The 25,906-nt window shown below is 50.5% G+C and carries 25 protein-coding genes; 21 read left to right on the top strand and 4 right to left on the bottom strand.

Annotated elements, in window-relative coordinates:
* Positions 1-15: 15 nt before the first annotated feature.
* The 3 genes from IJ22_RS07000 (at position 16) to IJ22_RS07010 (ending at position 3,474) form a co-directional block, all read left to right on the top strand.
* Entirely contained in the window at positions 16-1,275 is a 1,260-nt protein-coding gene (locus IJ22_RS07000) for an MFS transporter (protein WP_201023599.1), read from the top strand.
* An 11-nt stretch (positions 1,276-1,286) separates the two neighbouring features.
* Complete coding sequence (locus IJ22_RS07005; RefSeq protein WP_062408160.1) at positions 1,287-2,279, top strand: ABC transporter substrate-binding protein; 993 nt, start codon at positions 1,287-1,289, stop codon at positions 2,277-2,279.
* 94 nt (positions 2,280-2,373) lie between these two features.
* The gene (locus tag IJ22_RS07010; protein ID WP_054817199.1) at positions 2,374-3,474 is read left to right on the top strand and encodes a zinc-dependent alcohol dehydrogenase; all 1,101 of its coding nucleotides are present in this window, start codon (positions 2,374-2,376) and stop codon (positions 3,472-3,474) included.
* A 77-nt stretch (positions 3,475-3,551) separates the two neighbouring features.
* On the opposite strand, the gene IJ22_RS07015 is transcribed toward IJ22_RS07010, so the two are convergent.
* Positions 3,552-4,307 carry an IclR family transcriptional regulator gene (locus IJ22_RS07015; protein WP_054817200.1) on the bottom strand — a complete coding sequence of 252 codons (756 nt, stop codon included), beginning with the start codon at positions 4,305-4,307 and terminating at the stop codon, positions 3,552-3,554.
* 195 nt (positions 4,308-4,502) lie between these two features.
* Positions 4,503-5,108 carry a TetR/AcrR family transcriptional regulator gene (locus tag IJ22_RS07020; RefSeq protein WP_062408162.1) on the bottom strand — a complete coding sequence of 202 codons (606 nt, stop codon included), beginning with the start codon at positions 5,106-5,108 and terminating at the stop codon, positions 4,503-4,505.
* Positions 5,109-5,253: 145 nt separating this feature from the next.
* Here IJ22_RS07020 and cyoE point away from each other — a divergent pair, with 145 nt between their 5' ends.
* From cyoE to IJ22_RS07040, 5 genes are all read left to right on the top strand, one after another.
* Positions 5,254-6,171, top strand: coding sequence for a heme o synthase (gene cyoE / locus IJ22_RS07025; protein ID WP_062408164.1), 918 nt, complete (start codon positions 5,254-5,256; stop codon positions 6,169-6,171).
* A 190-nt stretch (positions 6,172-6,361) separates the two neighbouring features.
* Positions 6,362-6,439: a LacI family DNA-binding transcriptional regulator gene (locus tag IJ22_RS27150; RefSeq protein ID WP_373864969.1), complete on the top strand. Its 78-nt coding sequence runs from the start codon at positions 6,362-6,364 to the stop codon at positions 6,437-6,439.
* Between the two features lie 131 nt (positions 6,440-6,570).
* Entirely contained in the window at positions 6,571-7,581 is a 1,011-nt protein-coding gene (locus IJ22_RS07030; protein ID WP_062408166.1) for a 2-hydroxyacid dehydrogenase, read from the top strand.
* 172 nt (positions 7,582-7,753) lie between these two features.
* Positions 7,754-9,028 (top strand): nickel pincer cofactor-dependent isomerase, group 22, encoded by a 1,275-nt coding sequence (locus tag IJ22_RS07035; protein WP_062410896.1) that lies wholly within the window; start codon positions 7,754-7,756, stop codon positions 9,026-9,028.
* 39 nt (positions 9,029-9,067) lie between these two features.
* Positions 9,068-10,027 (top strand): D-2-hydroxyacid dehydrogenase family protein, encoded by a 960-nt coding sequence (locus tag IJ22_RS07040; RefSeq protein WP_054817201.1) that lies wholly within the window; start codon positions 9,068-9,070, stop codon positions 10,025-10,027.
* Positions 10,028-10,235: 208 nt separating this feature from the next.
* On the opposite strand, the gene IJ22_RS26260 is transcribed toward IJ22_RS07040, so the two are convergent.
* On the bottom strand, positions 10,236-10,436 hold the full coding sequence (locus IJ22_RS26260; RefSeq protein ID WP_054817202.1) for a hypothetical protein: 201 nt from the start codon (positions 10,434-10,436) through the stop codon (positions 10,236-10,238).
* Positions 10,429-10,905 carry a Cys-tRNA(Pro) deacylase gene (gene ybaK / locus IJ22_RS07050; RefSeq protein WP_062408169.1) on the bottom strand — a complete coding sequence of 159 codons (477 nt, stop codon included), beginning with the start codon at positions 10,903-10,905 and terminating at the stop codon, positions 10,429-10,431. The genes IJ22_RS26260 and ybaK overlap by 8 nt, the downstream gene beginning before the upstream one ends.
* Before the next feature lie 513 nt (positions 10,906-11,418).
* Here ybaK and IJ22_RS07055 point away from each other — a divergent pair.
* The 13 genes from IJ22_RS07055 (at position 11,419) to IJ22_RS07115 (ending at position 25,894) form a co-directional block, all read left to right on the top strand.
* Positions 11,419-13,644: a helix-turn-helix domain-containing protein gene (locus tag IJ22_RS07055; RefSeq protein WP_062408171.1), complete on the top strand. Its 2,226-nt coding sequence runs from the start codon at positions 11,419-11,421 to the stop codon at positions 13,642-13,644.
* Between the two features lie 111 nt (positions 13,645-13,755).
* Positions 13,756-14,613 carry a 3-hydroxyacyl-CoA dehydrogenase family protein gene (locus IJ22_RS07060; RefSeq protein WP_054817205.1) on the top strand — a complete coding sequence of 286 codons (858 nt, stop codon included), beginning with the start codon at positions 13,756-13,758 and terminating at the stop codon, positions 14,611-14,613.
* A gap of 19 nt (positions 14,614-14,632) precedes the next feature.
* A complete protein-coding gene (locus tag IJ22_RS07065) occupies positions 14,633-15,412 on the top strand; it encodes an enoyl-CoA hydratase/isomerase family protein (RefSeq protein WP_062410897.1) in 780 nt (259 codons plus the stop codon).
* Between the two features lie 11 nt (positions 15,413-15,423).
* On the top strand, positions 15,424-16,605 hold the full coding sequence (locus tag IJ22_RS07070) for an acetyl-CoA C-acetyltransferase (RefSeq protein WP_062408173.1): 1,182 nt from the start codon (positions 15,424-15,426) through the stop codon (positions 16,603-16,605).
* A 49-nt stretch (positions 16,606-16,654) separates the two neighbouring features.
* The gene (locus tag IJ22_RS07075; protein ID WP_062408175.1) at positions 16,655-18,238 is read left to right on the top strand and encodes a long-chain-fatty-acid--CoA ligase; all 1,584 of its coding nucleotides are present in this window, start codon (positions 16,655-16,657) and stop codon (positions 18,236-18,238) included.
* On the top strand, positions 18,235-19,428 hold the full coding sequence (locus IJ22_RS07080; RefSeq protein WP_062408178.1) for an ABC transporter substrate-binding protein: 1,194 nt from the start codon (positions 18,235-18,237) through the stop codon (positions 19,426-19,428). The genes IJ22_RS07075 and IJ22_RS07080 overlap by 4 nt, the downstream gene beginning before the upstream one ends.
* A 93-nt stretch (positions 19,429-19,521) precedes the next feature.
* Positions 19,522-20,403: a branched-chain amino acid ABC transporter permease gene (locus IJ22_RS07085; protein ID WP_062408179.1), complete on the top strand. Its 882-nt coding sequence runs from the start codon at positions 19,522-19,524 to the stop codon at positions 20,401-20,403.
* Between the two features lie 16 nt (positions 20,404-20,419).
* Complete coding sequence (locus tag IJ22_RS07090; protein ID WP_062408181.1) at positions 20,420-21,448, top strand: branched-chain amino acid ABC transporter permease; 1,029 nt, start codon at positions 20,420-20,422, stop codon at positions 21,446-21,448.
* On the top strand, positions 21,423-22,193 hold the full coding sequence (locus tag IJ22_RS07095; protein WP_054817210.1) for an ABC transporter ATP-binding protein: 771 nt from the start codon (positions 21,423-21,425) through the stop codon (positions 22,191-22,193). Before IJ22_RS07090 ends, IJ22_RS07095 begins: the two co-directional genes overlap by 26 nt.
* Positions 22,190-22,936 carry an ABC transporter ATP-binding protein gene (locus IJ22_RS07100; protein ID WP_306274216.1) on the top strand — a complete coding sequence of 249 codons (747 nt, stop codon included), beginning with the start codon at positions 22,190-22,192 and terminating at the stop codon, positions 22,934-22,936. Before IJ22_RS07095 ends, IJ22_RS07100 begins: the two co-directional genes overlap by 4 nt.
* The gene (locus IJ22_RS07105; protein WP_269465278.1) at positions 22,933-24,096 is read left to right on the top strand and encodes an acyl-CoA dehydrogenase family protein; all 1,164 of its coding nucleotides are present in this window, start codon (positions 22,933-22,935) and stop codon (positions 24,094-24,096) included. Before IJ22_RS07100 ends, IJ22_RS07105 begins: the two co-directional genes overlap by 4 nt.
* Positions 24,097-24,134: 38 nt before the next feature.
* Positions 24,135-24,902, top strand: coding sequence for an electron transfer flavoprotein subunit beta/FixA family protein (locus IJ22_RS07110; protein WP_054817211.1), 768 nt, complete (start codon positions 24,135-24,137; stop codon positions 24,900-24,902).
* Between the two features lie 14 nt (positions 24,903-24,916).
* The gene (locus tag IJ22_RS07115; RefSeq protein WP_062408183.1) at positions 24,917-25,894 is read left to right on the top strand and encodes an electron transfer flavoprotein subunit alpha/FixB family protein; all 978 of its coding nucleotides are present in this window, start codon (positions 24,917-24,919) and stop codon (positions 25,892-25,894) included.
* Positions 25,895-25,906 lie beyond the last annotated feature (12 nt).

Consider the following 25,906-nt stretch of genomic DNA (forward strand, 5'->3'; position numbering starts at 1 on the left):
GAGGGATTTCATCGTTTGAGCGAATCGACTGAACCCGTCGCAGCATCGCCGTCGCCTTCCTTGAAGGACATGTGGCTGATCACGATCGGTCACGGATTAACCCATTGGTATCCGGCCACCTTTTATATGCTGCTTCCGGTGATTGGCCAAGAGCTGGGACTCAGCTATACCGAAACCGGCATGCTCATTACGTTTCAATATATGGCGAGCACGATTTCCAATGTGCCGGGAGGCATGCTGGTCGATACGGTCGGCAAAAAAGGTCTTCTGATGGCACTATCGCTCTTCTGGGTCGGATTTCCCTACTTGTTCATGAATTTCACGAGTACCTACTGGATGCTGCTTCTTTGCATCTCGCTCGTCGGCATAGGCAACAACCTGTGGCATCCGACGGCGATCCCTGCATTATCGCAGCGCTATCCGGAGCGGAGAGGCTTTGTCCTCTCGGTTCACGGCATGGGAGCCCATGCAGGCGATGCGCTCGCCCCGCTTGCGATAGGTGCGATGCTGGCTCTATTTACATGGAGGCAAATCGTTGTGCTCAATATCGTTCCCGGCGTGATCATCGCGCTGCTTATTGTGATCATGCTGCGGAATTCACCATTGGACCTCAAAAAACAAAAGGCGAGGGCTGGCGAGGAGAAGCAGGGACAAACCGTAAAGGAATATTTCAACGGACTGAAGGGACTGGTACAAAACCGCAGCCTGGTGCTCATTTCAACGAGCTCCGCCTTCCGTTCCATGACGCAAAACGCGCTGCTTACCTTTCTTCCGTTGTATTTGGCGCATGAGCTGGATTTTTCCCCTTTGTGGGTCGGATCAGGCATATTCCTGCTCCAGATGGGAGGCTTTATCGCCGCTCCGATATCCGGTCATTTGTCCGATAAATGGGGACGCAAAAAGGTATTGACGACAAGCATGACGGTATCCGCCGTTATTTTGATTGCTATGGCGGCTTTTGGCAAATCGCCGTTGTTCATCGTATTTATCGCGGTTCTCGGATTTTTTCTCTATGCGGTCCGTCCCGTGATGCAGGCTTGGCTAATGGAATCGTCTCCCCAAAAAATGGCCGGGACCAGCATAGGCATCCTGTTCGGCATGCAGTCCCTGGGCCAATCGGTATCCCCCTTGCTTGGAGGCATCATTTCCGACAAGTTCGGTTTATTTGCGGCATTTTATTTTGTGGCCGGTACGATTATCATTGCGAACCTGCTCATTTGGTTTGCGCCACAAGAGGAGTCATCAACCGGTAATCACCATTCCATATCTACATAAGGAGGATTTCCATGGCTAAACTGAATTTAAGCTTCGCCTGCTGGGACTACGATCGTGTTCAAGCGTTAATGGACGGCTCCGTCCGTCCCAAGGGCATTGAACTGAACTTTCTCAGCATGCCGGTGGAAGAAACGTTTTTCCGCATGATGCGCCACCAGGAATTCGATGTTGCCGAGCTGTCTGCTTCTTCCTATCTTCTTGCGAGGGACCGCGGATTTCCCCATTTTACGGCCATTCCGGTATTTCCGTCGCGGTATTTCCGTCATTCGGGGATTTATGTGAATGTTGAAGCAGGAATCCGTCGACCGGAGGAGTTAAAAGGCAAGCGCATCGGTATTCCCGAGTATCAGTTGACCGCTTGCGTCTGGATTCGCGGATTTTTGCAGCATGAATACGGTGTTCATCCGACCGAGGCGGAGTGGTTCTATGGAGGGCAGGAGACGCCCGGTCGTGTCGAAAAGTTCAAGCTGGAGCTGCCCGCGGACATTCGCCTGCAGCCGATCGGTCCGGAGCAGACACTAAACCAAATGCTGGAGAACGGCGATCTGGACGCGTTTATTGCTCCTCGGGCGCCGTCCTGCTTCTTGAAGGGGTCACCGCGCGTAAAACGTCTGTTCGAAGATTACGTATCCGTTGAAAAAGATTATTTCCGCAAAACCGGCATTTTCCCGATTATGCATGTTGTGGCTATTCGCAACGAAATTCTGGAACGGTACCCGTGGGCCGCGCAAAACCTGTATCAGGCGTTCGTCGAAGCCAAGAACAAGGTGTACGAGGGCTTCAATCAAACCGCGGCCTTAAAAGTGACGCTGCCTTGGCTGGTGCCGGAAGTCGAACGGACGAAGCAACTGATGGGCGATGATTTCTGGCCTTACGGATTAGAGAAAAACCGCGCTGCCTTGGAAGCGTTGGTCCACTATTCTCATGAACAGGGGCTTATCAAAACCAAGCTTTCAGTGGAAGATTTATTTGTGAAGTCGACCTTGGAGCAGTACACCATCTAATGGTACAAGGTCCAAAGAAAACGCCGACCATTTCCGAGCAGCACTTATCTAAGGCGGGGTAAACCATGAGGATGAAGGAAAGGAGGCTGATTTCATGAAGCGAACCTCATTGGCCGCAGTTGCGGCCGGAGTTCAAAGGACGGAACTGCGGGAATTTGACCTGCCGGAGGCAACGGAGGATTCCGGACTGCTTCGCATCGAAACCGTAGGCGTGTGCGGAACGGATGTGTCCTACTATAAGAAATCGCAATCTCCCCGCATACTGGGTCACCATATCGTCGGCTTTATTGAGCGGGTAGGGGAAAAGGCGGCTGCGCGTTGGGGGGTGAAGGAGGGGGATCGGGTGGCACTCGAGGAATATATCCCTTGCGGCCAATGCTCTTTCTGCCGGATAGGCATGTATCGCTCCTGCCCGTCGACGGATCCGAGAACCGGCGGTATCCGATACGGTGCTACGCCTGTGGATCGGCAGCCGTCCTTATGGGGCGGCTTCAGCGAGTTTATGTATCTTCATCCGAACTCGGTGCTGCATGCCATGCCTGAGCATGTTCTTCCGGAAGAAGCCGCCCTCACCTTGCCTCTGGCCAACGGGTTTGAATGGATGCTGCTGCAGGGCGGTGTAGGCCCGGGGAAAACGGTGGTCATTCAGGGGCCCGGCCAGCAAGGGTTGGCTTGTACCCTTGCGGCCAAGGTGGCCGGGGCTGAATGCGTGATCGTCACCGGACGATCTACCAGTATGAAGCGGCTTGAATTGTCCAGACGCCTCGGTGCAGATCATATCGTGAATATTCAAGCCGAAAGTTTAGAAGATCGGGTCCATGAAATCACAGGCGGCCGGATGGCCGATGTGGTTATCGATGTAACCTCCGGCGGGTCAGAGCCGGTCATCTCCTCCGTGGCTGCGGCCGGCCGTGGCGGTATGGTCATGTTTGGAGCTTACAAATATACGAAGATCCCCGAATTCGATATCGACTCGGTCATCACGAAAACACTTCAGCTTAAAGGCGTAAGGGGACACAGCTATACATCGGTACAAATGGCCGTCGATTTTATCGCATCGGGCAAATTTCCGCTGCGGATCATGAATTCTCACGATTTCGCTTTGGAGGAAACGGACTTGGCTTTAAAAACGGCGGGGGGAGAAGGCGAACCCGGTCCGCTTCTTGTCACCGTATCGCCCGGGAAGAAAAGATAATGGAACAATAAATAACGGGATGGATCGAATCCATCCCGTAAATCGGCAACAATATCACGTATCGGATCAGGCATATCTTAACTTAGCCGCTCGGTGATTAGTCTGCTGCAGGTTTTCAGATCTTTGACATAGTTTTGTACCTGTACGGGATACAAATACGATTTGGTTACGGCAAAGCTAACGGCTGCAATGACCAGACCGGTGCTGCTGTGCACCGGAACGGCTATGGAGCAAATACCGTCCTTATACTCGGACATTCCGGTAGAATAGCCGCTTTTGCGCACTTCGCGCAGTTGTTCAAGGAGCGCTTCGCCGCTAGTAATGGTTTTGTGTGTATGCCGGTCAAGTCCTTGTTCAATGACGCGGCTGATTTCCTGCTCAGCCTGGACGGCAAGAAGCACTTTGCCTGAAGCGGTGCAGTGGCTTGGTATGCGTTTTCCTATTTTCGATACGGTTCCATGATGATCGTCAGGAACCATTTTGCATAAAAATACGACTTCTCCGCGATCATAGACACCTAAATGAACCGCCTCACGGTAGGTTGTCATCAGCTTGTTTAGAAGGGGCGCAGCGATCGAGCGCAGCTCATTGCCATGGTATACGGCAAAACCAAGCTCGAAGGAGCCGATCCCCAAATGATATTTATGCGTGTACTTGTTTTTCTCTACAAGATTGTTGCCGTGGAGTGTGCTGACTAACCGGAAAATGGTACTTTTCGCCAATCCCAAACGCTTGCTCAATTCCGTGATGCCGAGCTCCTTATCCGCTAAAGTAAATTCCCGCAAGATACGGATCGCATTGTTAACGGAAGAAAGAGGTTCTTTTTGCGCCAAAGAAAACACCACCTTGAACAGAATTTTCCGGCCGGCATGTATTCGTTTTCACGATCATTATGACATACCCTTTGGGTCGGTAAAACCTATTTGTGCCGTATAGAGAAACGGAATGCGGCAGCAGCCGCTGCGATCTTCAGAAGTCTCATTGAAAATCTCATACTCCAATTTCGATTAGAGGGTTTTCTTATTTTTCTAACGTGTGGACAGGAGCATATTTTGCAGTGCTTTTCCATATAAATTACGGGGCACACGGTCTTCGCTAATATAGTAAAATATAGCCAACCCATTTTCTAACGAAAGAATCGTCCAAGCCAGTTCATTCGTAGACAGAGTAGACTTATGATTTTCTTTCGACTTCAATTTCTCAATGGCCTTGGAAATTTGCTCCACCGATTCTGTTATCAGGTTAGACCATTTATGACGTACCGATTCTTCACGCATCGCATAAAGAAAAAATTCCATGTTAAGCATGCTCCATGTTCGATTTTCCTGCCTAACTGAAAGGAAATATTCATCCATGGTTTCGATAAAATGTGAAAATGAATGCTGTTGGTCTATTACTTGATGGATGTTGTTCACATGTAATTTCATTTGTTGTTCCAATATGGCTAGAAAGAGCTCTTCTTTGGAATTAAAATGAGCATAAACCGCCCCTTTGCTAAATCCGGCATGTTCTGCAATTTTATCAACAGAAGCTCCGTGAAAGCCTAATTGAGCAAAGGTCTCGACAGCTGATTCTAAAAGTAATTGCCGAGTCTCCTTTTTTCGCTCCTCATGGGTTAATCTTCGTCTGATCATTTCTCTTCCCTCCCTCTTTCTCTTGACAATCATACTATATAACATTAACATACCATATAGTATATAAATACTAAACAGTATGAAAATTATAATAGATCATTATTATTGGAAGTAACCATCAACAATAAAGGGGAAGAGGGGAATCATGCGGAGGGAAGAAAACCTTGCAACGCAGAAACAGACTTTGTCCAAAATTTTGGCACAAACGATGAAAACAGGGATTATTAAATCAAACTTGATTCCGATGTTTGCTGGATTAACATTGGCATTATATACATATCAAATCCGTCTTTTAGAGAAATTCCCGGAAATGATATTTGCTTTGATTGGTTCGATTTTAGTCATGGGGGCAGCCGGAGCTTTTAATAACTTATACGACCGAGATATAGATTCTATTATGGAGAGAACGAAAAACAGGCCGACTGTAACAGGAGAAATAAAGCCCAAAGCAGTATTATGGCTGGGTATCTTCATGTCTGTCTTCGGAATAGTGACTCTTGCATTAACAACTCCCCTTGCAGCATTCCTAGGTTTTCTAGGTTTGTTTTTTTATGTTGTCCCATATACGATGTGGAGCAAGAGAAGAACCATTTATAATACGGAGGTTGGCAGTATTTCCGGGGCGATGCCGCCACTCATAGGATGGGCCGCAATTTATCCGGACATCACACATCCAGCCATTCTTGGTCTTTTTGTGATTACAGTGATTTGGCAAATGCCGCATTTCTATGCTATAGCTATTCGGAAGCACGATGAGTACAAGGCCGCGAAGGTTCCTATGCTTCCCGTAGTCAAAGGCATAAAAAGAACATATATACAAACGAATATTTATTTAATTGTTTTAATTGCAGCAAGTTTTCTTTTTGGGTCTTTAAGCCTCGGTCTTATGTTAGTAGCCCTTCTTTTAAGTGTTCTATGGCTTATTTTAAGTATTTTCGGTTATAAAAAGATGGATTCAGAGAGATGGGCAAAATCAATGTTTGTTTATTCCCTTCTTCATATGACGATCTTATTTTCAACGGTAATCATCTATTCTCTGATGGGAATTCTTTTGAATTTATAAAAATGAAAACAAGGATGAATGGATTAAGTTTTTGCAAGAGAATGAAGACGATTATCGGTTCTTTAGTAGAGACTTTATCCGATTATCCAATTTTAAATACATGTATTTACAAATTCAGACTGGAACATTATGATAAGACTATAATTGAGAAAACGATTACGCCAGAGGGGTGAATATGTCCCATATCACCATGAAAGAAATAGCCGGTTTAGCCGGCGTGTCCGCTGCAACCGTTTCAAGAGGCTTGTGCCATTATATTTTGCCTTGATATCTTGGGACTCGCACACGTCTCTATGTGAACAAGAAATGTGAACAAGAAATAAAACTTAGTTTTATAATATAAAACAAAGAAAGCGATTACCCAACATCTGTTGTGGAAGCCTAGGAGGAATTTTATACATGAGCAGAAGCAGACCAAAAGTATTTGTCCCCAACCAAATCCCGGAACAAGCGCTCCGCTACCTTCAAGAACATTGCGAGGTAGACTACCGGGATGCAGAAGAGAAGCTTTCTGACGCAGAACTCATCGCGGGGCTTCAAGATGCGGAAGGGCTTATGATTTATTCCCGCCAGAAGATTGAAGCCTCCATACTCGAGCATGCGCCTCGCTTAAAGGTGATAAGCAATATTGCCGTCGGGTACGACAATTTGGATCTGGCAGAACTGACCAAACGGGGCATTATGGGGACCAATACCCCCGGGGTGTTGACCGAAACGACGGCCGATCTTGCCTTCAGCATCCTTATGGCCGCGGCCAGACGGATTGCAGAAGCGGATCATTTTGTAAAAAGCGGGCAGTGGGAAGGCTGGAAGCCCAGTTTATTGCTAGGGAAAAACGTCTACGGCTCCACGCTCGGCATCATCGGGATGGGTAGGATCGGAGAAGCGGTAGCCCGCCGGGCTAAGGGCTTCGATATGAATATTTTATATTACAACCGTTCCAGGAAGCCTGACGCCGAGGCCGGATTAGGGGTCATTTATACTTCTATGGATGAGCTTCTGCAAAAATCCGATTATGTGGTTGTATTGGTTCCGCTGGGCCCGAGTTCAACCCGCTTGATCGGCGAGCGTGAGTTTCACCTCATGAAGCGCGATGCTATATTTATTAATGTATCAAGAGGAGCAACCGTAGATGAGCAGGCCTTGATCCGCGCACTGCAGGAAGGCCGGATTGCAGGCGCCGCGCTGGATGTTTTTGAAAAAGAACCGGTAGATAAAAACAATCCATTGCTCCAAATGCGAAATGTCGTGACCGTGCCTCACATTGGAAGCGCTACATTGGAAACCCGTTCCAAAATGGCCGAGAAGGCCGCCAGGAACCTTGTAGCCGGTTTGTCAGGACAAATACCGGTTGACTTGATTAATCCGGAGGTTATTCCATCGGCATCAAGTCAGAAGAAGTGGGGATGACAGCCGGGACCATCGTATAGGCGATTACTTCGTGACTCTGCAGGAGGGTATCCCTCTGGGACATGAAATGTTAAGAAAACGCATATTTTCGGGAAAGCTTATGTTAAAATTTGGGTATCCGATGGCGCGGAACCCCAGTCAGCTGAGTGAAGTTACAAAGGAGGACGAAATAGTGCAATCGCTGGATTTGAGCTTATACCCTAAAATTGAACTGCCCCGGTTTGTTAAAGTCAAACAACATTTTGACCGTCAGAAGCTGGACGATATTCCCGGAGAGATTCAAAAAAATATGGCCCCTTATCTGGAGAATCTTTCGGGCAAACGGATCGCTGTAGGTGTAGGAAGCAGGGGAATCCATAACATCGACCTGATTACCAAATGCGTAGTCGATCAGTTGAAGCAGGCGGGTGCGCACCCGTTTATTATCCCGGCCATGGGGAGTCATGGCGGAGCGACGCCGGAGGGACAAGCCGAAATCCTGGAGGCTTATGGCATTTCCGAGGAGACCATGGGCGTGGAGATCGATGCGTCGATGGATGTGGAATCGATTGGCGAGATTGAGCCGGGACTTGAGGTCTATGTCGCCAAAAGCGCGCTGGAAGCCGACGGCATCGTTATCATTCCGAGAATTAAAGCACATACGGCGTTCCGTGGCGAAGTCGAGAGCGGGATTTGCAAAATGCTTGTCATCGGGCTTGGAAAACAAGCGGGCACCGATCTTGTACACCGTCAGGGATTTGGGCGTTTTGCAGAGCTGATTCCATCCATCGGCCGCATGATTGCCGAAAAAACCAGATTTCTTTTTTCCGTATCCATCGTCGAGAATGCGTATGAAGAAACCTATAAAATTGAAGTCATACCCAAGCAGGATGCGATTGCGTTGGAAAGAGAAAAAGCCCTGCTGGAAGAAAGCAAGAATAAAATGGGAAAGATCCTGTTTCCCAAATTTGATGTATTGGTTATTGAGCAGATCGGCAAAAACATCAGCGGCGACGGACAGGACCCGAACGTCACGGGACTTTATATCACCAAGTTTGCCAGCGGTGGTCCCGAGTTTCAGAATTGCGTCATTTTTGATTTAACGGAAGAGACGCATGGCAACGCGAATGGTGTGGGAACGGCAGACGTCATTACCCGCAAGCTGTTTGATAAGATTGACTTCATTTCGATGTATACGAATGCGTTCACCAGTACGGAATCCGCCCCGGTCAAAATTCCGATGGTGGCGTCCACGCCGGAGGACGCTCTGCGCATCGCGGTCAAGATGTGTAATGGCATTGAACCATACCGGCATAAGATTGTATGGATCAAAAACACCCTGGAGCTGGGCGAGATAATCATTAGCGAGCCTTTATTGGAAGAAGCCAGGGCCAACCCGAACATTGAGATTAGTTCGGAGCCGGTGGAGCTTACTTTTGCCAATGGGGAGCCGCTGTTTCATTGCTGAATTCGGCTGGCCCACTGCAACTGGAGGTGTAAAGGAATAATGAAGCTTCGTTGTACAATTCTTGATGATTACCAGCAAGCCGCACTAACGATGGCCGACTGGTCAACCATTTCGGAGTCGGTAGAAGTCCGGTCGATCGTTCGGCATGTGGATCGGGAGGAGGAGCTCGTCAGTCTGCTCGGCGATGAAGACATCGTCGTGATCATGCGCGAACGCACTCCCTTTCCGGCATCGCTGTTTGCACGTTTGCCCAAGCTAAAGCTGCTCATCACCTCCGGCATGCGGAATGCATCCATAGACCTTGCGGCTGCGGCTTCGCACGGTGTGGTCGTTTGCGGGACGGGGAGCAAATCCGAGCCTCCCGTAGAGCTGACTTGGGCATTGATCCTTGGGCTTGCACGTCATATTGTGCAAGAAAACAGCGCCCTTCGGACAAACGGTCCATGGCAGAGCACCATCGGAACGGATCTTCATGGCAAGCAGCTTGGCGTGCTTGGTCTCGGCAAGATCGGAAGCAAGGTGGCTCGCATCGGCAAAGCGTTCGGGATGGAGGTGGCTGCCTGGAGCCAACATTTGACCCGAGAGCAGGCCGATGCTGCAGGAGTACGGTTAGCAGCCTCCAAAGAAGAACTGCTGGAAAGCAGCGACATTGTCTCTATCCATCTTGTGCTCAGCGATCGGACGAGAGGCCTGCTCGGCAGAGAAGAGCTTCGGCGGATGCGTCCTTCCGCATATTTGATCAATACCTCACGGGCGGCGATTGTGGATCAGCAGGCGCTCATCGAGGCCTTGCAGAACCGGTGGATCGCCGGCGCGGGTATCGATGTATTTGACATCGAGCCTTTGCCGGAAGACAGCCTGTTTCGAAAGCTGCCCAATGTTCTGGCGACACCCCATCTCGGATACGTGTCTCAGGGAAATTATCATACCTACTTTCAGGAAGCCGTGGAAGATATCCAGGCCTTTTTATCCGGCTCGCCTATCCGTAAACTCAACTGAACCAAACATCCGCAGAATATTGCGGATGTTTTTCTCTAATCTGCCTGTCCTGATCAAGCTCGGAGGAGGAAAGAAGATGAAAATCAACATCAATGCATTATTCGATCTCACTGGCAAGACCGCAGTGGTGACCGGGGCCAGTCAAGGCATAGGCAGCGAGATAGCTAAACTGCGCTCGATTTATATTTGAAATGCGCATTTTTTGCAGTCAGGCCGCCGAATGGGCATCTGATCGAATTAATGTAAATGCGATCGCACCCACCTTCATTAAAACCCCATTGACCGAACCGATGTTCGAAGATCCGGCATTCAAGGAAGAGGTCTGAATCGTATTCCGCTGGGGCGTCTGGCTAAACCCGAGGATCTGAACTGCCGTCTGCAGCAGGCTATCCTTTTTCAAGTTATCCATTTGTAATGTCTGCCAGAAACGCCCCGGACGCGGCCGCCAAATCTTTCCCGTCCAAAAAGATTTGAAGTCCCCGCTTACCTGCACTAATACTGACAGGATTCACGCCGGTTACGGTTTTATCCAGATATAAAGGGTATTTTTTCTTCATTCCGAGCGGCGAGACGCCGCCGCGGATATACCCTGTAAGCCTTTGAATTTCTTTCACCGGAACCATCTCCACCTTTTTGTTCCCGCTTGCCTTGGCTAATGTTTTTAAGTCCAATTCTTTATCCCCTGGAATGCAGGCCGCGATAATCCCTGTTTTATCCCCGCGGAGTATTAGCGTTTTGTACATTTGACGGGGCATGACACCGACTTTTTCTGCAACAATGAACGCATCGAGTTGATTTTCATCCCATTCGTATTCATGTAAAGTATAAGAAATGTGAAGGGAATCCAAGATTCGGCAAGCATTGGTTTTCGTTGACATTTTCTCCGTCGGACCTCCGGAACTGTATTTCACTTATCATATCATGGGATGGTTGGCCGGTATAGATGCAGGATTACGCAAATGGTTTGATCATTGAAGTGTTTTCATTTATGATTACGTCATAGGATGTAACGCTCAGATTACGCCATGAAAAAAACGCTGAATGAACTGCTGTGCCTATGTTGGCAATAAATACACCCGCCTCGTCATGAACTCATCGATGTTCAGTCACAAAAAACCTCCTGATTTCAATTCATTTCCTTTAGGCCGATACCCATCAAACCAAAACGATTGAGAAGTTCCGAAATGTTAATCGACGGATGAAGCTTTGACAAACCGAGGGATAGCCGGATCCATCCGGGAGAAGCCCGAGCGCAGCGTATTTGTCTTATCAAGCCGCTATATGCCCGGGGTTGGTTGGATGGTTCCGATTTCCGTTAAATTACCGTTAAGGGGGATGTTCCATTACAAAGCCGCCGCTATAAATCGATATCCAACATAAAGGGGGTCTTTATGAACAACATGAACAAGCGTGAACGACTGAAACAGAAAATTGAATCCCATCTTCGGCACACGGCAAGACAGCTGGTGAAGTTCGATACCTTGGAGGAAACGCTGAATTACTTGATGGATTCGTTTTGGATGGAGTTTACATGCGACTTTGTAGCGATTCTCTTGAAATCAGACAACCTTCTTGTGCCGAAAGCCTGGAAAGGGGAGACACGGCAGGTGGAGACGGCGCTTTATTTTCAAGTCCCTTCGGAATCGAAGCTGTTGCAGGAAGCCTTATGGGGGCCCAACGGCAGTATCGGGGAGGGGGAAGAAGAATTTCACATGGCGCTGGAGGCGGAAAATCTCTCCACCTGGTTTACGGTACCGCTGAAAGAGCGGGAAAAAACGTTTGGACTCTGTATCATCGGTTTTCGCAATTTTGTTCCGCTGATTCTGGAAGCTGAAACGTATTTCGTGGAATTCGGCAGGGACGTGGCGGTTGCGATCGGTTTGGCTAAAGAGAAAGAACGGCAAAAACGGAAAATCAAAGGGATGGAATGGCTGAGGGAAAATATTTTCCCCGGTTCATCGATTGAGCAAATGGTTGAAAAAATTGTGGACCGCGCCGTAAAGGGGACGATGGCTCAATCCGCCTGCGTTTATTTATATGACGATCAACATTTCCGTTTTACTTATCAGCCTCCAAGCTTTGGTTTGGAAACCTTCCGGGAACATCTCATAATGGACGAAAACAGCACGATCATGACCCTTTTCCCTTATCTCGAACTGGCAGGCGGCACCGAACTGACCGTGCCCCTGGTCGTGAATTTGAAAACGATCGGCGTGCTGCACGTCAGCGGCAAAGAGAATGGATATTTTACGGAAGAAGATTTGGATCTGCTGGAGTTTTTGTCTTTACACGTATCGACCTTGATTGAGAACGCCCGGCTTTATCAAAATGAGATCGAAAGCCGATCCAGGCTGCAGCGCATTATGTACCATCAGCAAGAGCTGATGAAAAAAGCGATTGAAGAGGAATCGTTAGGCCAGATGACCAAAACCGTGAACTCCCTGTTCGGCTGCTCCATCCTGCTGCTGGATCGCTTTATCCGCCCGATTTCCCACTGTTTCCTTCACGGGGAAGAAGACATGCTGAATCCCATCCTGCAAGCAGTGAAAGAACATGAAATGAAGATTGCTACACTGCGTTCGAAAGAGCTCTGGCTTGCTCTGCCGGGAAATGAGGAGCCGACTTTGGGAATTTGGCCGGTTACAGGCGTCGGACAATCGCTTGGCTATTTCGTTGTGATTTCCCGGCCGGAATTGTGGGATTCCGTGAATCGGTTGACCATTAACAACGCGATAAGCCTGTTTGCCAATGAATTCATTAAACAAAAGCTGGTCCTGGACGCTAAGGAACAGGTGAAAGAGAGCTTCATCAACCAATTGTTTTCACATCAGGTCGAGGACCTGAATCAGATCGTTCAATATGCAAGTCTCACCCATTGGAATATTATGGATCCCCACAGAGTCGCCGTGCTGTCCATGACTTTGCCGGAGAAGCAGGGGGATCATCTGCACCTGATTGACCGCGAAGAGACCAAATCAAAGCTTTGGGACCAAATCAAATTCAAAATCAGTTCGGAATATACGAATATGATGACGTCTCGCAAAGGGGATGAATTTATCCTCATCAGTCCTCTTACGAACGAAACAAAGGGAACCGAGCCTTATTGGAAGAGGGTATTCGGCAGCCTGAAAAAGATCACCCATTCGGTCAATCCGTCCATTCAAATCTATATCGGCGTCGGAGGCAAAACCAACCGAATTGAAGATTATAACGATTCATACAAACAGGCGGTGCAAACGAATAACTTGGTTCGACATCGCTTTGTCAAGACAGGGGTTGCCCTGTTCGAGGAGCTTGAGTCCTATACCATGCTTCACCAGATCAACGATATGTCATCCATTCGGTTGTTTGTAAAGAAAAAATTGTCACCCTTGCTGCATTTTGACGGAAACGGGGCAGACCTCTTTCATACCCTGCGCGTCTATTTGGAACGTAACGGAAATATCAAAGAAACGTCGGACGCTCTGTTTATCCACCGAAGTACACTGCTCTACAGACTTGATAAAATCCGGGATTTGCTGCAGATCGATTTAAACGATTCGGATCAGCGTTTCAATCTCATGCTGGCCTATAAGCTATTCGACCTTCATCGATTCACTCTTCCGCAAATTCGATGAAAATGACGCCCGGTTTTCCTACAAAATGAAGATACACAATGAGCCTCCATACCCTTATGATTTCAGTAAGCGGTTACATTAGATTTCAAGCAGACGCAGGAGGCTGATAGGATGAACATTCAACGGATCGGTGTAGTGGGATCGGGGACGATGGGAGGCGCCATTGCCCATTTGGCCGCGCTTTCCGGTTTCCAAGTCATTTTATGCGACGTGGCGGACGCGTTTTTGAACAAAGCGAGGCAACGCATGGAGACGCTGATGGATAAATCCGTCGAGAAAGGGAAGATGACAGCAGACCAAAAAGCGGAGGTGCTGTCCCGTATCGTATCTACGACGCGATTGGAAGATTTGAAACCGGTACAAGTCGTTATCGAGGCGATTATTGAAAACCTGGAGGCAAAGAAGGAATTGTTTCACCAACTCGACGAGCTGCTGCCGCCAGACGTGCTTATCGCTTCCAACACCTCTTCGATGTCCGTCACGGTCCTGGCCGAAGCGACCAAACGCCAGCACCTTGTGGCGGGGATGCACTTTTTCAATCCCCCTCAGGTGATGAAGCTGGTAGAGGTGGTACGCGGCTTCAAGACGGGCGACGATACCGTTCGGCAATTGAAGGAATTAGCGATTCGATTCGGAAAGGACCCGATCGAGGTCAAGAAAGACAGCCCGGGCTTTATCGTCAACCGGGTCATGATTCCTCAGTTTATCGAGGCCATTCGTCTAGTGGAAGAAGGGGTGGCGTCGCCCGAAGACGTGGATAAAGCGATTGTGCTCGGCTTGAACTATCCCATGGGGCCATTTACGCTCCAGGACTTCGCAGGCGTCGATATCGGCCTGAACGTCATGGATTATTTTTATGAGGAATTTAAGGATGACCGTTTTGCAGCGCCTTTATCCTTACGCCGATTGGTGCGCGCCGGACGGTTAGGAAAGAAGACGGGGGCGGGATGGTATGATTACAACAAATAAGCAGGGACGTGAACCGGACATGACCTATGAAACGATAGAACTGGCTGTAAAAGAAAACATCGCGATCGTTTACTTGAATCGCCCTCCGTACAACCCTCTAAACGGACAATTATTCCGTGAGCTGTCGCATCTGTTCGATCGTCTGGAGCAGTATGCGGACATCAAAGCCGTTATTATTACCGGTACAGGAGACAGGGCATTCGCTGCCGGCGCGGACATTAAGGATATGATGGACCTGAACGCCAACGAAGTGCTGCAATTTTGCCAGGTGTCCCGGCTCACATTCTTCAAGATCGAATCTCTGTCCAAACCGGTCATTGCGGCGATCAACGGTCTGGCGCTCGGCGGCGGCTGCGAATTGGCACTCACCTGTGATATAAGACTGGTTTCAGAGCATTCCAAATTCGGATTGCCGGAGATTAATCTTGGCATAATTCCCGGCGGGGGCGGAACACAAAGGCTCCAAAGGCTGATTGGTCAGGCAAAAGCCAAGGAACTGCTCTATTTCGGCGAGATGATCGATGCGGCTAAAGCGTTGGAGATCGGACTGGCGAATCGGGTGGTTCCACTTGCGGAATTGCTCCCGGAAGCCGTGGCGCTTGCGAAAAAGCTTGCGGAAAAGCCTGTGGTGGCGATGCGGATGATGAAAACGGCGGTGAACGCGGGATATCATGCGGACCTCCAGACAGCACTGGATTTGGAAATGGCATGCTTCGGGAACGCATACGCCAGTGAGGACCGCAGGGAAGGCATGCAATCCTTTGTAGAGAAACGCAAAGCTCAATTCTCAGGACGTTAGGAGGAGAAGTGATGGCAAAACGCGAGGTTTATCTCATCGAAGGCGCGCGAACCGCCTTCGGTGAATTCGGGGGTTCCTTCAAGGACGTCACGGCTATTGATCTGGCCGCGGCATGCGCCCGTAAAGCGATGGAAAAATCTAATGTATCGCCGGAGGAAATCGATCAGGTCGTGATCGGCAATGTCATTCAATCCAGCCCGGATGCCGTTTATACGGGAAGACATGTCGGCTTAAAGTCGGGTGTCCCCAAGCATGTTCCGGGGCTTACGGTGAACCGCCTCTGCGGTTCCGGCCTGCAGGCGATCATCAGTGCGGCCCAATCGATTCTGTTGGGAGAGGCCGATTTGGCGCTTGCTGGCGGCGCGGAAAATATGAGCCAGGTGCCGCATGTGATTCGGGGCGCCAGATGGGGTATTCCGCTTGGCAAAGCTCCCATGGAGGATTATTTGTGGGAGACGCTTTACGATCCTTATGGAGATTGCACGATGGCGACCACTGCAGAAAACCTGGCCGTTAAATACGGGATTACCAGAGAGCAAGCGGACGCTTACTCCGTCCGGAGTCAGCAGCGAGCGCTGAAGGCTATAGAAACAGGCATTTTTTCGGAAGAAATCGTTCCTTATACGGTAAAAGGGAGAAAAGGCGATATCCTTGTTGACCGGGATGAGCATCCTCGATCGACAACGATGGAAGCCCTCTCCAGGCTTCCCTCCCGATTTACGATAGACGGCGTCGTCACGGCCGGCAACGCAAGCGGCATGAATGATGGCGCGGCCGTAACGGTCATCGCTTCGGAGGAGTCGGTGATCCGGCGCGGCTTAAAACCTCTCGCGCGATTGGTGGCGTGGGGCATTGTAGGCGTGGAGCCGGCCATGATGGGCATCGGACCCGCCGACGCCATTCGCCAGGCATTGCAAAGAGCGGGAATGACCCTTCAGCAGTTGGATTTGATTGAAATTAACGAAGCGTTCGCAGCTCAATATCTCGCCTGCCGGCAGGAGCTCGATTTTGATCCCGAGAAAGGCAACGTGAATGGCGGCGCCGTTGCGTTAGGCCATCCGCTCGGAGCCAGCGGTGCCCGAATCACGCTGTCCTTACTGTACGAACTGCGCCGCAGAAACCAAAGATTCGGTGTTTCCTCCTTATGCATCGGCGGCGGCCAAGGGATCGCAGCGATCTGGGAGCGAGTCTGAAACGGATGCAGGGATGGGATCATAAAAAGTCTCAAGGGGTGAATCATCAATGTATCAAGACTGCTATGGACTTACCGTTACAGAGTTATTTGAAAGGGCTTACAAGTTAAATCCTTCCAAAGAAGTGATTTATGATCGCAGCCGAAGGCTGACCTATCAAGAGCTTCGTGAAGAATCGATACAGCTGGCTGCTTCGCTGCAGGATCTTCAAGTGGAGAAGGGGGACCGGGTGGCGGTTTGTTTGCCGAACTGGCACGAGTTTGTCGTGATCTACCTGGCTCTTTCACATCTTGGTGCGATCCTGATTCCATTCAATACACGGTATCGGCAGGAAGAAGTGGAATATATCTTGTCCAATAGCGGCGCGAAGCTGGTTTTCTGTACCGATGAGTTCGGCGGCGTCCCTCATTATGAGCAATTCTCCACCTTGTTGAAGTCATCGAAGACGCTTCAGCAGATGATATCGGTCAGGTTCGAACGGCCTGGAATGCTTTCTTATCATCAGCTGCTGGAACGAGGAAAGCATCTGCCTCTTACTTTTGCAGCGATCGACCGGCGGGAGGATGTCTTCGGGATTCTATATACCTCCGGAACCACCGGCAGGCCGAAGGGTGTCATGCTTACTCATGCGAACGTTGTGCATACGGCCGCCATCACCGCGGAATCGATGCGCTGTACACCGGATGACGTTATGCTGGTGGCGGTTCCCGTCTTTCATGTGTTCGGTATTACGCCAAGCATTCTTACCAATTTCGCCTGCGGCGGAAAGATGGTGCTTGTGGACGTATTCAAGCCGAAAGATGTGCTGGAATTGATACAAAACGAGGGAATTACCATACACCACGGCGTTCCGACGATGTTTATCCTCGAACTGAACCATCCGGCGTTTTCCGTTTATGACCTTTCCTCCCTGCGCACAGGCATTATTGCCGCAGCCCCATGCCCGGTAGAAGTCGTCAAACGTATTCGATCGGACATGGGATGCGATATCGTGGTGGCATACGGGCTGACGGAAACCTCGCCGACGCTGACCATCACGGATTTCAACGATGATGATCGGATCAGGTCCGAGACGGTCGGAAAAGTGCTGCCGGGAGCGGAGGTGAAAATCGTCAATGGACAAAGGGAACCGGTTGCCTTCGGAGAGGTCGGTGAATTAGCCTGCCGTGGATTCGGGGTGATGAAAGGGTATTATCAAATGCCTCAGGAAACCAAGGCGGTGATTGACGATGAGGGGTGGTTATACACGGGAGATTTGGCCACGATCGATAAGGACGGGTACATCCGCATTGTAGGACGAAGCAAGGAAATGATCATTCGAGGAGGATACAACATTTATCCAAGGGAGATCGAGGAGGTGCTATACAAGCACCCGGAGGTTCTGGAAGCGGCGGTCGTCGGACTTCCCGATTCGGTCCTGGGGGAGATCACCTGCTCCGCAGTCCGGTTGAAAAGCGGCGCGAAGGTAGAAGCCGAAGAATTGAAGCAATTTATTCGTGAGCGGCTGGCGGATTATAAAACGCCCGACAAAATCGTTTTTATGCATGATTTTCCCATGACGCCAAGCGGAAAAATCAAAAAAATGGATTTGCAACAGCAATTGAAAATCGAATTGGAGGGTCAGTTGAGATGAAGAAGATGAAAAGACGGCTGTGGACTTCACTCATGGCTTTGACTCTATGGATTGCAACGGTCGGCTGCTCCTCTGCATCTTCGATTCCGGAGAATACGGCTGCTCCAGCAACCCCATCGGAGGGATCGGCGCAAACCATCAAAATCGGTGTCATCGTTTCCGAGACGGGACCTGCTTCCTCTTTGGGCAAACCTGAAGCTGAAACGGCAAGACTGCTTAAGAAACAGATCGAAGGGCAGTTGTTCAACGGTAAAAAAGTGGAATTGATCATCAGCGATAATGAAACGAACGATACCAACGCGGTCGTTATCGCAAAAAAAATGGTATCGCAGGATAAAGTCATCGCCATCGTCGGAGGGACGCAAACCAGCACGAGCGTAGCCATCAGCGAAGTGGCGAAGGAAAACAAATTGCCGCTGATTGCCTTGGCGCCTTTATCCAAGGAGGTGCTTGGCGAGTATGTATTCCAGGTCACGCAAAGCAACGCTACCGTGCTGCAAACGATCATTGATTATCTAAAATCCAACAACATCACTAGCGTTGCTTGGACGAATGCACGCGATGCCTTCGGCCAAAGCGGTCTGCCGATTTTCAAGGAGCTGGCGAAGGCGAATCACATCGAGATTGTCGCGGTGGAGGATTTCGACGGGGCAGCCACCGATATGACCGTACAGCTGACCAAAATTAAACCGAAAAAACCCGGCGCCGTCATCGTATGGTCTCGTCCACCGGGGGCGGGCATCATCGCCAAAAATTTCAACCAGCTCGGGTTTGACGTGCCGATGATTCAAAGCCACGCGGTAAGCAATGAAGGCTTCCTGAAGCAGATCGGAGCCGAGGGGGAAGGGGTGTTGGCGATCGGAAGCAAAATGAATATTCTGGATGCCCTTCCGGATTCGGAACAAAAACAACTGTTAATGAAGTTTAATGATGAATTCCAAAAAGAATACGGTACCTCCCCGGGGCCGTTCGGAGGGTATATGTACGATGGAATCCATCTGGTGCTCAAGGCCATCTCCAATGGCCATGAAAGTCCGCAGGCCATTCGCGATTACATTGAGAGCGGTCTTGGAAAGCACCTAGGTGTCACGGGAACGTTCGAATTCAGCGCGGATGTTCATGACGCGGCGGCAGGCGACGGGCTGGCGCTGCTGCGGGTAGCGAAGCAGGGCTGGGAACCGGCCAGATAATGTTGCGGTTTACCCGGAGGGATAAAGGCACATAGGATATCGTTTCCGGTCAGTGCGATGTGTCTATATCTCATATAGAAGAGAGGGGACAAAATGGATACGATCAGCCAAGTTATGCAATATCTCATTACGGGCCTCACGACGGGGAGCATCTATGCGCTTATCGCCGTCGGTTACGTTACCATCTATAATGTAACCGGCGTGATTAACTTTGCGCAAGGAGAGTTTACGATGCTTGGAGCTCTTCTATGCGTATCCTTCGTTCAATCGGGGGTTCCGCTGGTTTTCAGTATCATACTGGCCATTGTTCTTACGGCCTGTTTCGGTTTCTTCATGGAGAGAACGACGGTCTATCCGGTCAGAAATGCGAATTTTGTAACGTTGATCATTATTACGATTGGCGTATCGATCGTGCTCAGGGGGGCAGGTCTGCTGATTTGGGGAAACACGCCGTTAAGCCTCCCGCCGTTTTCCGACAGCTCGCCGGTTATGATCCTGGGCGCCGTCCTGATTCCGCAAAGCATCTGGGTGTTTGCGACACTGGTGCTGCTGCTGGGTATGCTGTATTTATTTTTTGAAAAAACGGTGCTCGGCACGGCGTTGAAGGCATGCGTCATCAACCCCAAGGCCGCGCAGCTAATGGGAATCAATACCCGATCGATGTCAGCTTTTGCGTTTACGGCCAGCGCTGCGGTCGGCGCTGTGGCCGGCATCGTGGTGACTCCGATCACAGGAGCCATTTACGATATGGGCCTCTTGCTCGGCCTAAAGGGCTTTATGGCCATGGTCATCGGCGGGATGAACAACATATCCGGCGCCGTCTTTGCCGGTTTTTTGATTGGCGTGATCGAGGCGTTCAGCGGAGGGTACATTTCCACTTCCTACAGCGATGCGATCAGCTTTGCTTTCCTGCTGCTGGTATTGTTCATTTCACCGAACGGCATGATGAGTAAAGCAACCGGAAAACGGGTCTAAAGAAAGGGGGAGTCTTGTGAAGAAGCAAACGCTGTATGCCAGCCGGCTCAAGCCGCTTTTCATCCTGATGGTGCTCATCGTGCTTGCGCCGGTCCTTTTTCATTCTCCTTATTATTTGACGGTATTGGTGCTGATCGGGATTTACAGCATCATTACGCTGGGATTAAGTCTGCTGATGGGATATGCGGGTCAAATCTCGCTTGGGCATGCGGCCTTCTTTGGAATCGGAGCGTATACCTCGGGCATCCTGACCGTTAAGTACGGGGTTGCGCCGCTTGTGGCGATGTTGGCCGGGATTCTGTTGACAGGTTTGATTGCTTTTGCAGTCGGCATTCCAACGCTGAAGCTGAAGGAGCATTTTCTGGCGCTGGCGACCATCGGTTTTAACATTATCGTATACATCGTCATTTTAGGCATGTACGACCTGACCGGCGGGGCATCGGGTTTAACCGGGATTCCGAAATTTTCGGTATTCGGCTTCGACATTCGCGGGGAATGGAATTATTACTTTCTCGTATGGGGGATTGTGCTTCTCCTGGCATCGTTTTGCATTAATTTAGTGCAATCCCATATCGGCAGGGTGCTTCGGGGGATTCACGACAGCGAGATCGCGACGCTCACGCAGGGAATAGATGTATTGAAATATAAGCTGCAAATTTTTGTGTTAAGCGCGGTTTTTGCTTCTGCAGCCGGAAGCTTGTACGCCCATTTTATGAATTTTCTCGCACCGGGAACATTTTACGTGCTGGCATCGATCCAACTGCTGATCATGGTCGTTGTCGGAGGGGCTCAACCGATTTGGGGCGCGATCCTTGGCGCTTTCGTGATGACGGTGCTGGCGGAAGGCGTGCGCCATTATGTCCCGATGGTAATGGATGTCGGCGGAGAAATTGAAATTATCATTTACGGTCTTCTGTTGGTTCTCGTCATGATGTTTATGCCCAAAGGCTTGCTGCCGATGATCGGCGCAATACAGGAACGCTTCCGACGCAGGAAGCTCCCGGAAGGAGGCGGGCCGCATGGACAGCGCACTGTTGGAAGTTAAGCAATTAACCAAACGTTTCGGCGGCATTGTAGCGGTGGACGGTGTTTCTTTCAACGTTCGAAAAGGGGAGATCGTAGCGGTTATCGGTCCGAACGGAGCGGGCAAAACGACGCTGTTTAACATGATTTCCTCTATTTTGGAGCCAAGCGAGGGCGAGGTCTGGTTCAAGGGAGAGAAATTAACCGGAACGCAGGTTCACCGGCTGGCTGCGAAGGGGATCACGAGGACCTTCCAAAATCTTCAAATTTTCGAGTCCATGACGGTGCTGGAAAATGTCATGCTCGGTACGCATACAAAGCTCAAAACGACGATCTTCAATGCCGGCTTTCGGCTGCCGGTGGTGAAAGAAGACGACGAAACCGCGGCTTCTTTAGCGCTTCAGGCATTGGAATCGGTTGGCTTACAGGACAAACAGGCGGAGATTGCCGGCAACCTTCCTTACGGTTTGCGCAAGCTGCTGGAGTTGGCCAGGGCGATTGTGCTGAAGGCGGATCTGATCCTGCTCGACGAACCGATGGCGGGCTTAAATGACGGGGAAAGCCACCGGCTCGCTTCGTTCCTGCTGGAGATGAAAAATAAGGGGCACTCTTTTCTTTTTGTCGAGCACGACATGGCCGCCGTCATGAAAATTGCGGATCGCATCGTCGTTATCGATTTCGGGGTCAAGATTGCCGAGGGGTCCCCCGAGCAAATAAGAAACCATCCTAAGGTGATCGACGCCTACTTAGGGAAGGAGTTGGAATGATGCTGCAGGCCAACGGCATTACCGCTTACCACGGCCGCATCCGCGCGCTGCATCAGGTCAGCCTGTCCGTCCATCCGGGCGAGATGGTATCCATCATCGGAGCGAATGGCGCAGGGAAGAGCACGCTGCTTGGGGTTCTTGCGGGCTTATATAAGCCGGCGCAAGGAGAGATTCTCCTGGGGAAAGATCGGATCGAGCATCTGCCGGCGCATCAGGTCGTCCGCAAAGGGATCAGCCTTGTGCCCGAAGGAAGGCAGGTGTTTACGAGCTTGAGCGTCAGAGAAAATCTGATTCTTGGCATGTATCACAAATATAAGCGAGAGAAGCACACGGTGGAGTCGAAGCTGGAAGCGATGCTGGAGATGTTCCCCGGTTTGAAGAAGCACTATAAGTCAGCGGCCGGCAATATGAGCGGCGGGGAGCAGCAAATGCTGGCCATCGCCCGAGGGCTGATGGCGGATCCGAAAATTATTTTGCTCGATGAGCCTTCTATGGGACTTGCACCTTTCATTGTGAAGGAGATCCTTGTCATTTTGCAGCGCATCAGGGACGACCTCGGGACGATGGTCATTTTGGTGGAGCAGAATGTAAAAGCCGCCTTGAAGGTGGCGGACCGGGTGTATGTGATGGATCGGGGAACCTTCGTACTGGAAGGCAAACCGTCTGATCTGTTGTACGATCCGATGGTTCAAAAGACATATCTTGGTACAGTTCACGAAACCAAAGGAGCGGTAAATGCATGAGTGATGTACAGACGAAGGTGAAAGGGATGTTCTTCCTATCCGATGAACAGGAAGCGATTCAATCGCTTGCGCGAGAGTTCGCCTCGCAGGAGATTGCGCCTCGCGCAAGACACTATGATGAAACGGAAAGCTTCCCTGCGGAAATCATGAAGAAGCTTTACGAGACCGGCCTGTCTAATCTGGCGATCCCCGAAGCGTATGGCGGTGCGGGGATCGATAAGATATCCCATGCGTTAATCATGGAGGAAATCGCGAAAGCATGTGCCGGTGTTGCGACCAGCCTGGATGCGAATTCGTTGGCCTCCTATCCGATTCTGGTGGGAGGAACGGAGGAGCAAAAGCGCGTTTATTTGCGTCGTCTGACGGAAGAAGGACAGTATGCGGCTTTCGCGCTGACGGAGCCTGCCGCCGGCAGCGATGTAAGCTCGCTGCGAACGACAACAGAACGAATCGGCGACGATTACGTGTTGAATGGGGAAAAGTGCTTTATCACCAACGCCAGCGTAGCGAATTTTTATGTCGTGCTCGCCAAGCTGAAAGGCGAAACTGGATCAAGAGCGTTTACCGCGTTTATCGTCGAACGGGACGCTGAAGGTGTTTCTGTGGGAGAGAAAGAGAAAAAGCTTGGACTTCGTGCATCCGATACGGCATCCGTTCTATTCGAAGACGTGAAGATTCCGTCGGCCCAACGTCTGGGCGCTGAAGGGGAGGGCTTTAAAATATTCATGAAGGCTCTGATGTATGCCAGACCGATGGTCGGCTCGCAGGCGGTCGGAATCGCCCAAGGCGCTTATGAAGCCGCTGTGCAATATGCAAAAGAGCGAAAGCAGTTCGGGAAGCCGATCACCGATCTGCAAGCCATTCAATTTATGCTGGCTGACATGGCGATGAATATTGAAGCGTCCCGCTTGCTGGTACAAAAAGCGGTGTTTCTGCTGCAGGAAGGCCGTCCTTCCGTCAGGCACGCCTCATTCGCCAAGTGCTTCGCTGCGGATACGGCCATGAAGGTAGCAACGGACGCCGTACAAATCTATGGTGGTTATGGCTTTATCCGCGAGTACCCGGTCGAGAAATATTTTCGGGATGCGAAGATTATGCAAATTTATGAAGGGACGAACCAAATTCAGCGTGTCGTTATCGCCAAAGAAATTTTATCCTGACAAGTGGAGAACGTTTGTCATTTCGGAGGGAGAAGTCCATGGACATAATTGTGATCATGAAGCAAACGATGGATACGGAAGAAAATGTGGTGCTGGTCGAAGGACGCATTCAGGAAGATGGAGTGCGTTTTATTATGAATCCCTACGACGAATATGCCGTGGAGGAAGCCGTACGATTGCGGGAGGCATTCGGAGGTACGGTTACCATCGTCTCTATCGGGCCGGATCGTGTGGAAGCTTCGATGAGAACGGCATTGGCGATGGGTGCGGATCAAGGTGTCCTTGTCGATGACGAGTCGCTGTTCGGCGACGAATGGACAACCTCGAAAGTCCTGGCGTCGGTGATCCGCAGCTGCCCGTTCGATCTCATTCTGACCGGGAATATGTCTGTCGACAACGGATCCGGTCAGACGGGACCCAGGGTCGCAGAAGAGCTCGATATCCCGCATGTCTCGTCTGTTACGAAGCTGACGGTGGAAGGCAGCCGGCTCACGGTGGAGCGGGATGCGGAAGGGGATACGGAGACCGTCGAGCTCTGCCTTCCGGCGCTTGTCACCGCGCAGCAGGGGCTGAATGAGCCGCGCTATCCTTCCTTGCCGGGGATTATGAAGGCGAAGAAGAAACCGATCAATCGGATCGGTGCGGCGGAACTTGGAGTGAACGTCGGGGAAGTCCAACCGAAAACAAGGGTAATCCATCAATACGTCCCCCCGAAGAGGGGTGCCTGTCAACTGCTGGCCGGCGATGCGCAGACCCAGGCGTCAGACTTGGTGCAGCTGCTTCGAAACGCTGCCAAAGTGATATAAGAGGAGGAAACGCGATGAGCAGAAACGTACTTGTTTTGGCGGAAATTCGGGACGGCGGCATTCGCAGCGTGACCTTCGAGGCGCTGGGCGCAGCAAGGCTGGCCGCGGAGGGCGGAACGGTAAACGTTGCTTTATTGGGAGCAGGAGTATCCGTGCACGAATCTGCATTGAGAGAACAGGGCGCTGACCGTATATATAAGGTGGAGCACGAGGCATTGCGGCATTATACTCCGGATGCGTACACCCAGGCGTTCGCGGCGTTATTAAAAGAGACGGCACCGGATTGCGTCTTTATGGGGCATACGGCGATCGGCAAAGATTTGGCTCCCCGTGTTGCCGCTAAATTTGGATGGGGATTGATCTCCGACGTCACAGATATTGCGCTCGTGGACGGCGAATTGGTCTTTACCCGTCCGATCTACGCAGGTAAAGCGTTCCAGAAGAAAAAAACGACGGAGGCCGTCGTCTTCGCCACCATTCGTCCAAACAACATTCAGGTCGGCAAACCGGATGCATCCCGTATTTCGGAAACGGTGGATTTCAAGGTGGAATTCACGGATCTTCGCTCTACCGTGCGGCATGTGGTTCGTCAATCGCTCGGGAGGGTGGATCTGGCCGAGGCCAAAATTATCGTCTCCGGAGGAAGAGGAGTGAAGAGTGTCGACGGATTCAAGCCGCTGGAGGAATTGGCCGACGTGCTCGGCGCTGCCGTAGGGGCCTCGCGCGGGGCGTGCGATGCGGGTTATTGCGATTATGCTTTGCAAATCGGGCAAACGGGTAAAGTGGTTACGCCGGATTTATATATCGCTTGCGGCATATCGGGTGCGATCCAGCATGTTGCCGGTATGTCCAACGCCAAGATCATTGTCGCCATTAATAAGGATCCGGAAGCGCCGATTTTTAAAATTGCCGATTACGGCATCGTCGGAGATCTTTTCGAGATCGTACCTTTATTGTCGAACGAATTTAGAAGCGCATTGATAACGTCGTAACAGGAGGTTTCC

Origin of the sequence: Paenibacillus naphthalenovorans (assembly GCF_001465255.1) — a bacterium.
Classification (GTDB): domain Bacteria; phylum Bacillota; class Bacilli; order Paenibacillales; family NBRC-103111; genus Paenibacillus_G; species Paenibacillus_G naphthalenovorans.

Bases quoted from the DNA above. Each gene is read 5' to 3' on its own strand.
- IJ22_RS07075 (WP_062408175.1), top strand. From the start codon at position 16,655: ATGTATCAAGACTGCTATGGACTTACCGTTACAGAGTTATTTGAAAGG.
- IJ22_RS07105 (WP_269465278.1), top strand. From the start codon at position 22,933: ATGAGTGATGTACAGACGAAGGTGAAAGGGATGTTCTTCCTATCCGAT.
- IJ22_RS07005 (WP_062408160.1), top strand. From the start codon at position 1,287: ATGGCTAAACTGAATTTAAGCTTCGCCTGCTGGGACTACGATCGTGTT.
- IJ22_RS07040 (WP_054817201.1), top strand. From the start codon at position 9,068: ATGAAGCTTCGTTGTACAATTCTTGATGATTACCAGCAAGCCGCACTA.
- IJ22_RS07115 (WP_062408183.1), top strand. From the start codon at position 24,917: ATGAGCAGAAACGTACTTGTTTTGGCGGAAATTCGGGACGGCGGCATT.
- IJ22_RS07080 (WP_062408178.1), top strand. From the start codon at position 18,235: ATGAAGAAGATGAAAAGACGGCTGTGGACTTCACTCATGGCTTTGACT.
- IJ22_RS07060 (WP_054817205.1), top strand. From the start codon at position 13,756: ATGAACATTCAACGGATCGGTGTAGTGGGATCGGGGACGATGGGAGGC.
- IJ22_RS07020 (WP_062408162.1), bottom strand. From the start codon at position 5,108: ATGATCAGACGAAGATTAACCCATGAGGAGCGAAAAAAGGAGACTCGG.
- IJ22_RS26260 (WP_054817202.1), bottom strand. From the start codon at position 10,436: ATGGATAACTTGAAAAAGGATAGCCTGCTGCAGACGGCAGTTCAGATC.
- IJ22_RS07065 (WP_062410897.1), top strand. From the start codon at position 14,633: ATGACCTATGAAACGATAGAACTGGCTGTAAAAGAAAACATCGCGATC.
- IJ22_RS07100 (WP_306274216.1), top strand. From the start codon at position 22,190: ATGATGCTGCAGGCCAACGGCATTACCGCTTACCACGGCCGCATCCGC.
- cyoE (WP_062408164.1), top strand. From the start codon at position 5,254: ATGCGGAGGGAAGAAAACCTTGCAACGCAGAAACAGACTTTGTCCAAA.
- IJ22_RS07070 (WP_062408173.1), top strand. From the start codon at position 15,424: ATGGCAAAACGCGAGGTTTATCTCATCGAAGGCGCGCGAACCGCCTTC.
- IJ22_RS27150 (WP_373864969.1), top strand. From the start codon at position 6,362: ATGAAAGAAATAGCCGGTTTAGCCGGCGTGTCCGCTGCAACCGTTTCA.
- IJ22_RS07030 (WP_062408166.1), top strand. From the start codon at position 6,571: ATGAGCAGAAGCAGACCAAAAGTATTTGTCCCCAACCAAATCCCGGAA.
- IJ22_RS07095 (WP_054817210.1), top strand. From the start codon at position 21,423: ATGGACAGCGCACTGTTGGAAGTTAAGCAATTAACCAAACGTTTCGGC.
- ybaK (WP_062408169.1), bottom strand. From the start codon at position 10,905: ATGTCAACGAAAACCAATGCTTGCCGAATCTTGGATTCCCTTCACATT.
- IJ22_RS07085 (WP_062408179.1), top strand. From the start codon at position 19,522: ATGGATACGATCAGCCAAGTTATGCAATATCTCATTACGGGCCTCACG.
- IJ22_RS07055 (WP_062408171.1), top strand. From the start codon at position 11,419: ATGAACAACATGAACAAGCGTGAACGACTGAAACAGAAAATTGAATCC.
- IJ22_RS07110 (WP_054817211.1), top strand. From the start codon at position 24,135: ATGGACATAATTGTGATCATGAAGCAAACGATGGATACGGAAGAAAAT.
- IJ22_RS07010 (WP_054817199.1), top strand. From the start codon at position 2,374: ATGAAGCGAACCTCATTGGCCGCAGTTGCGGCCGGAGTTCAAAGGACG.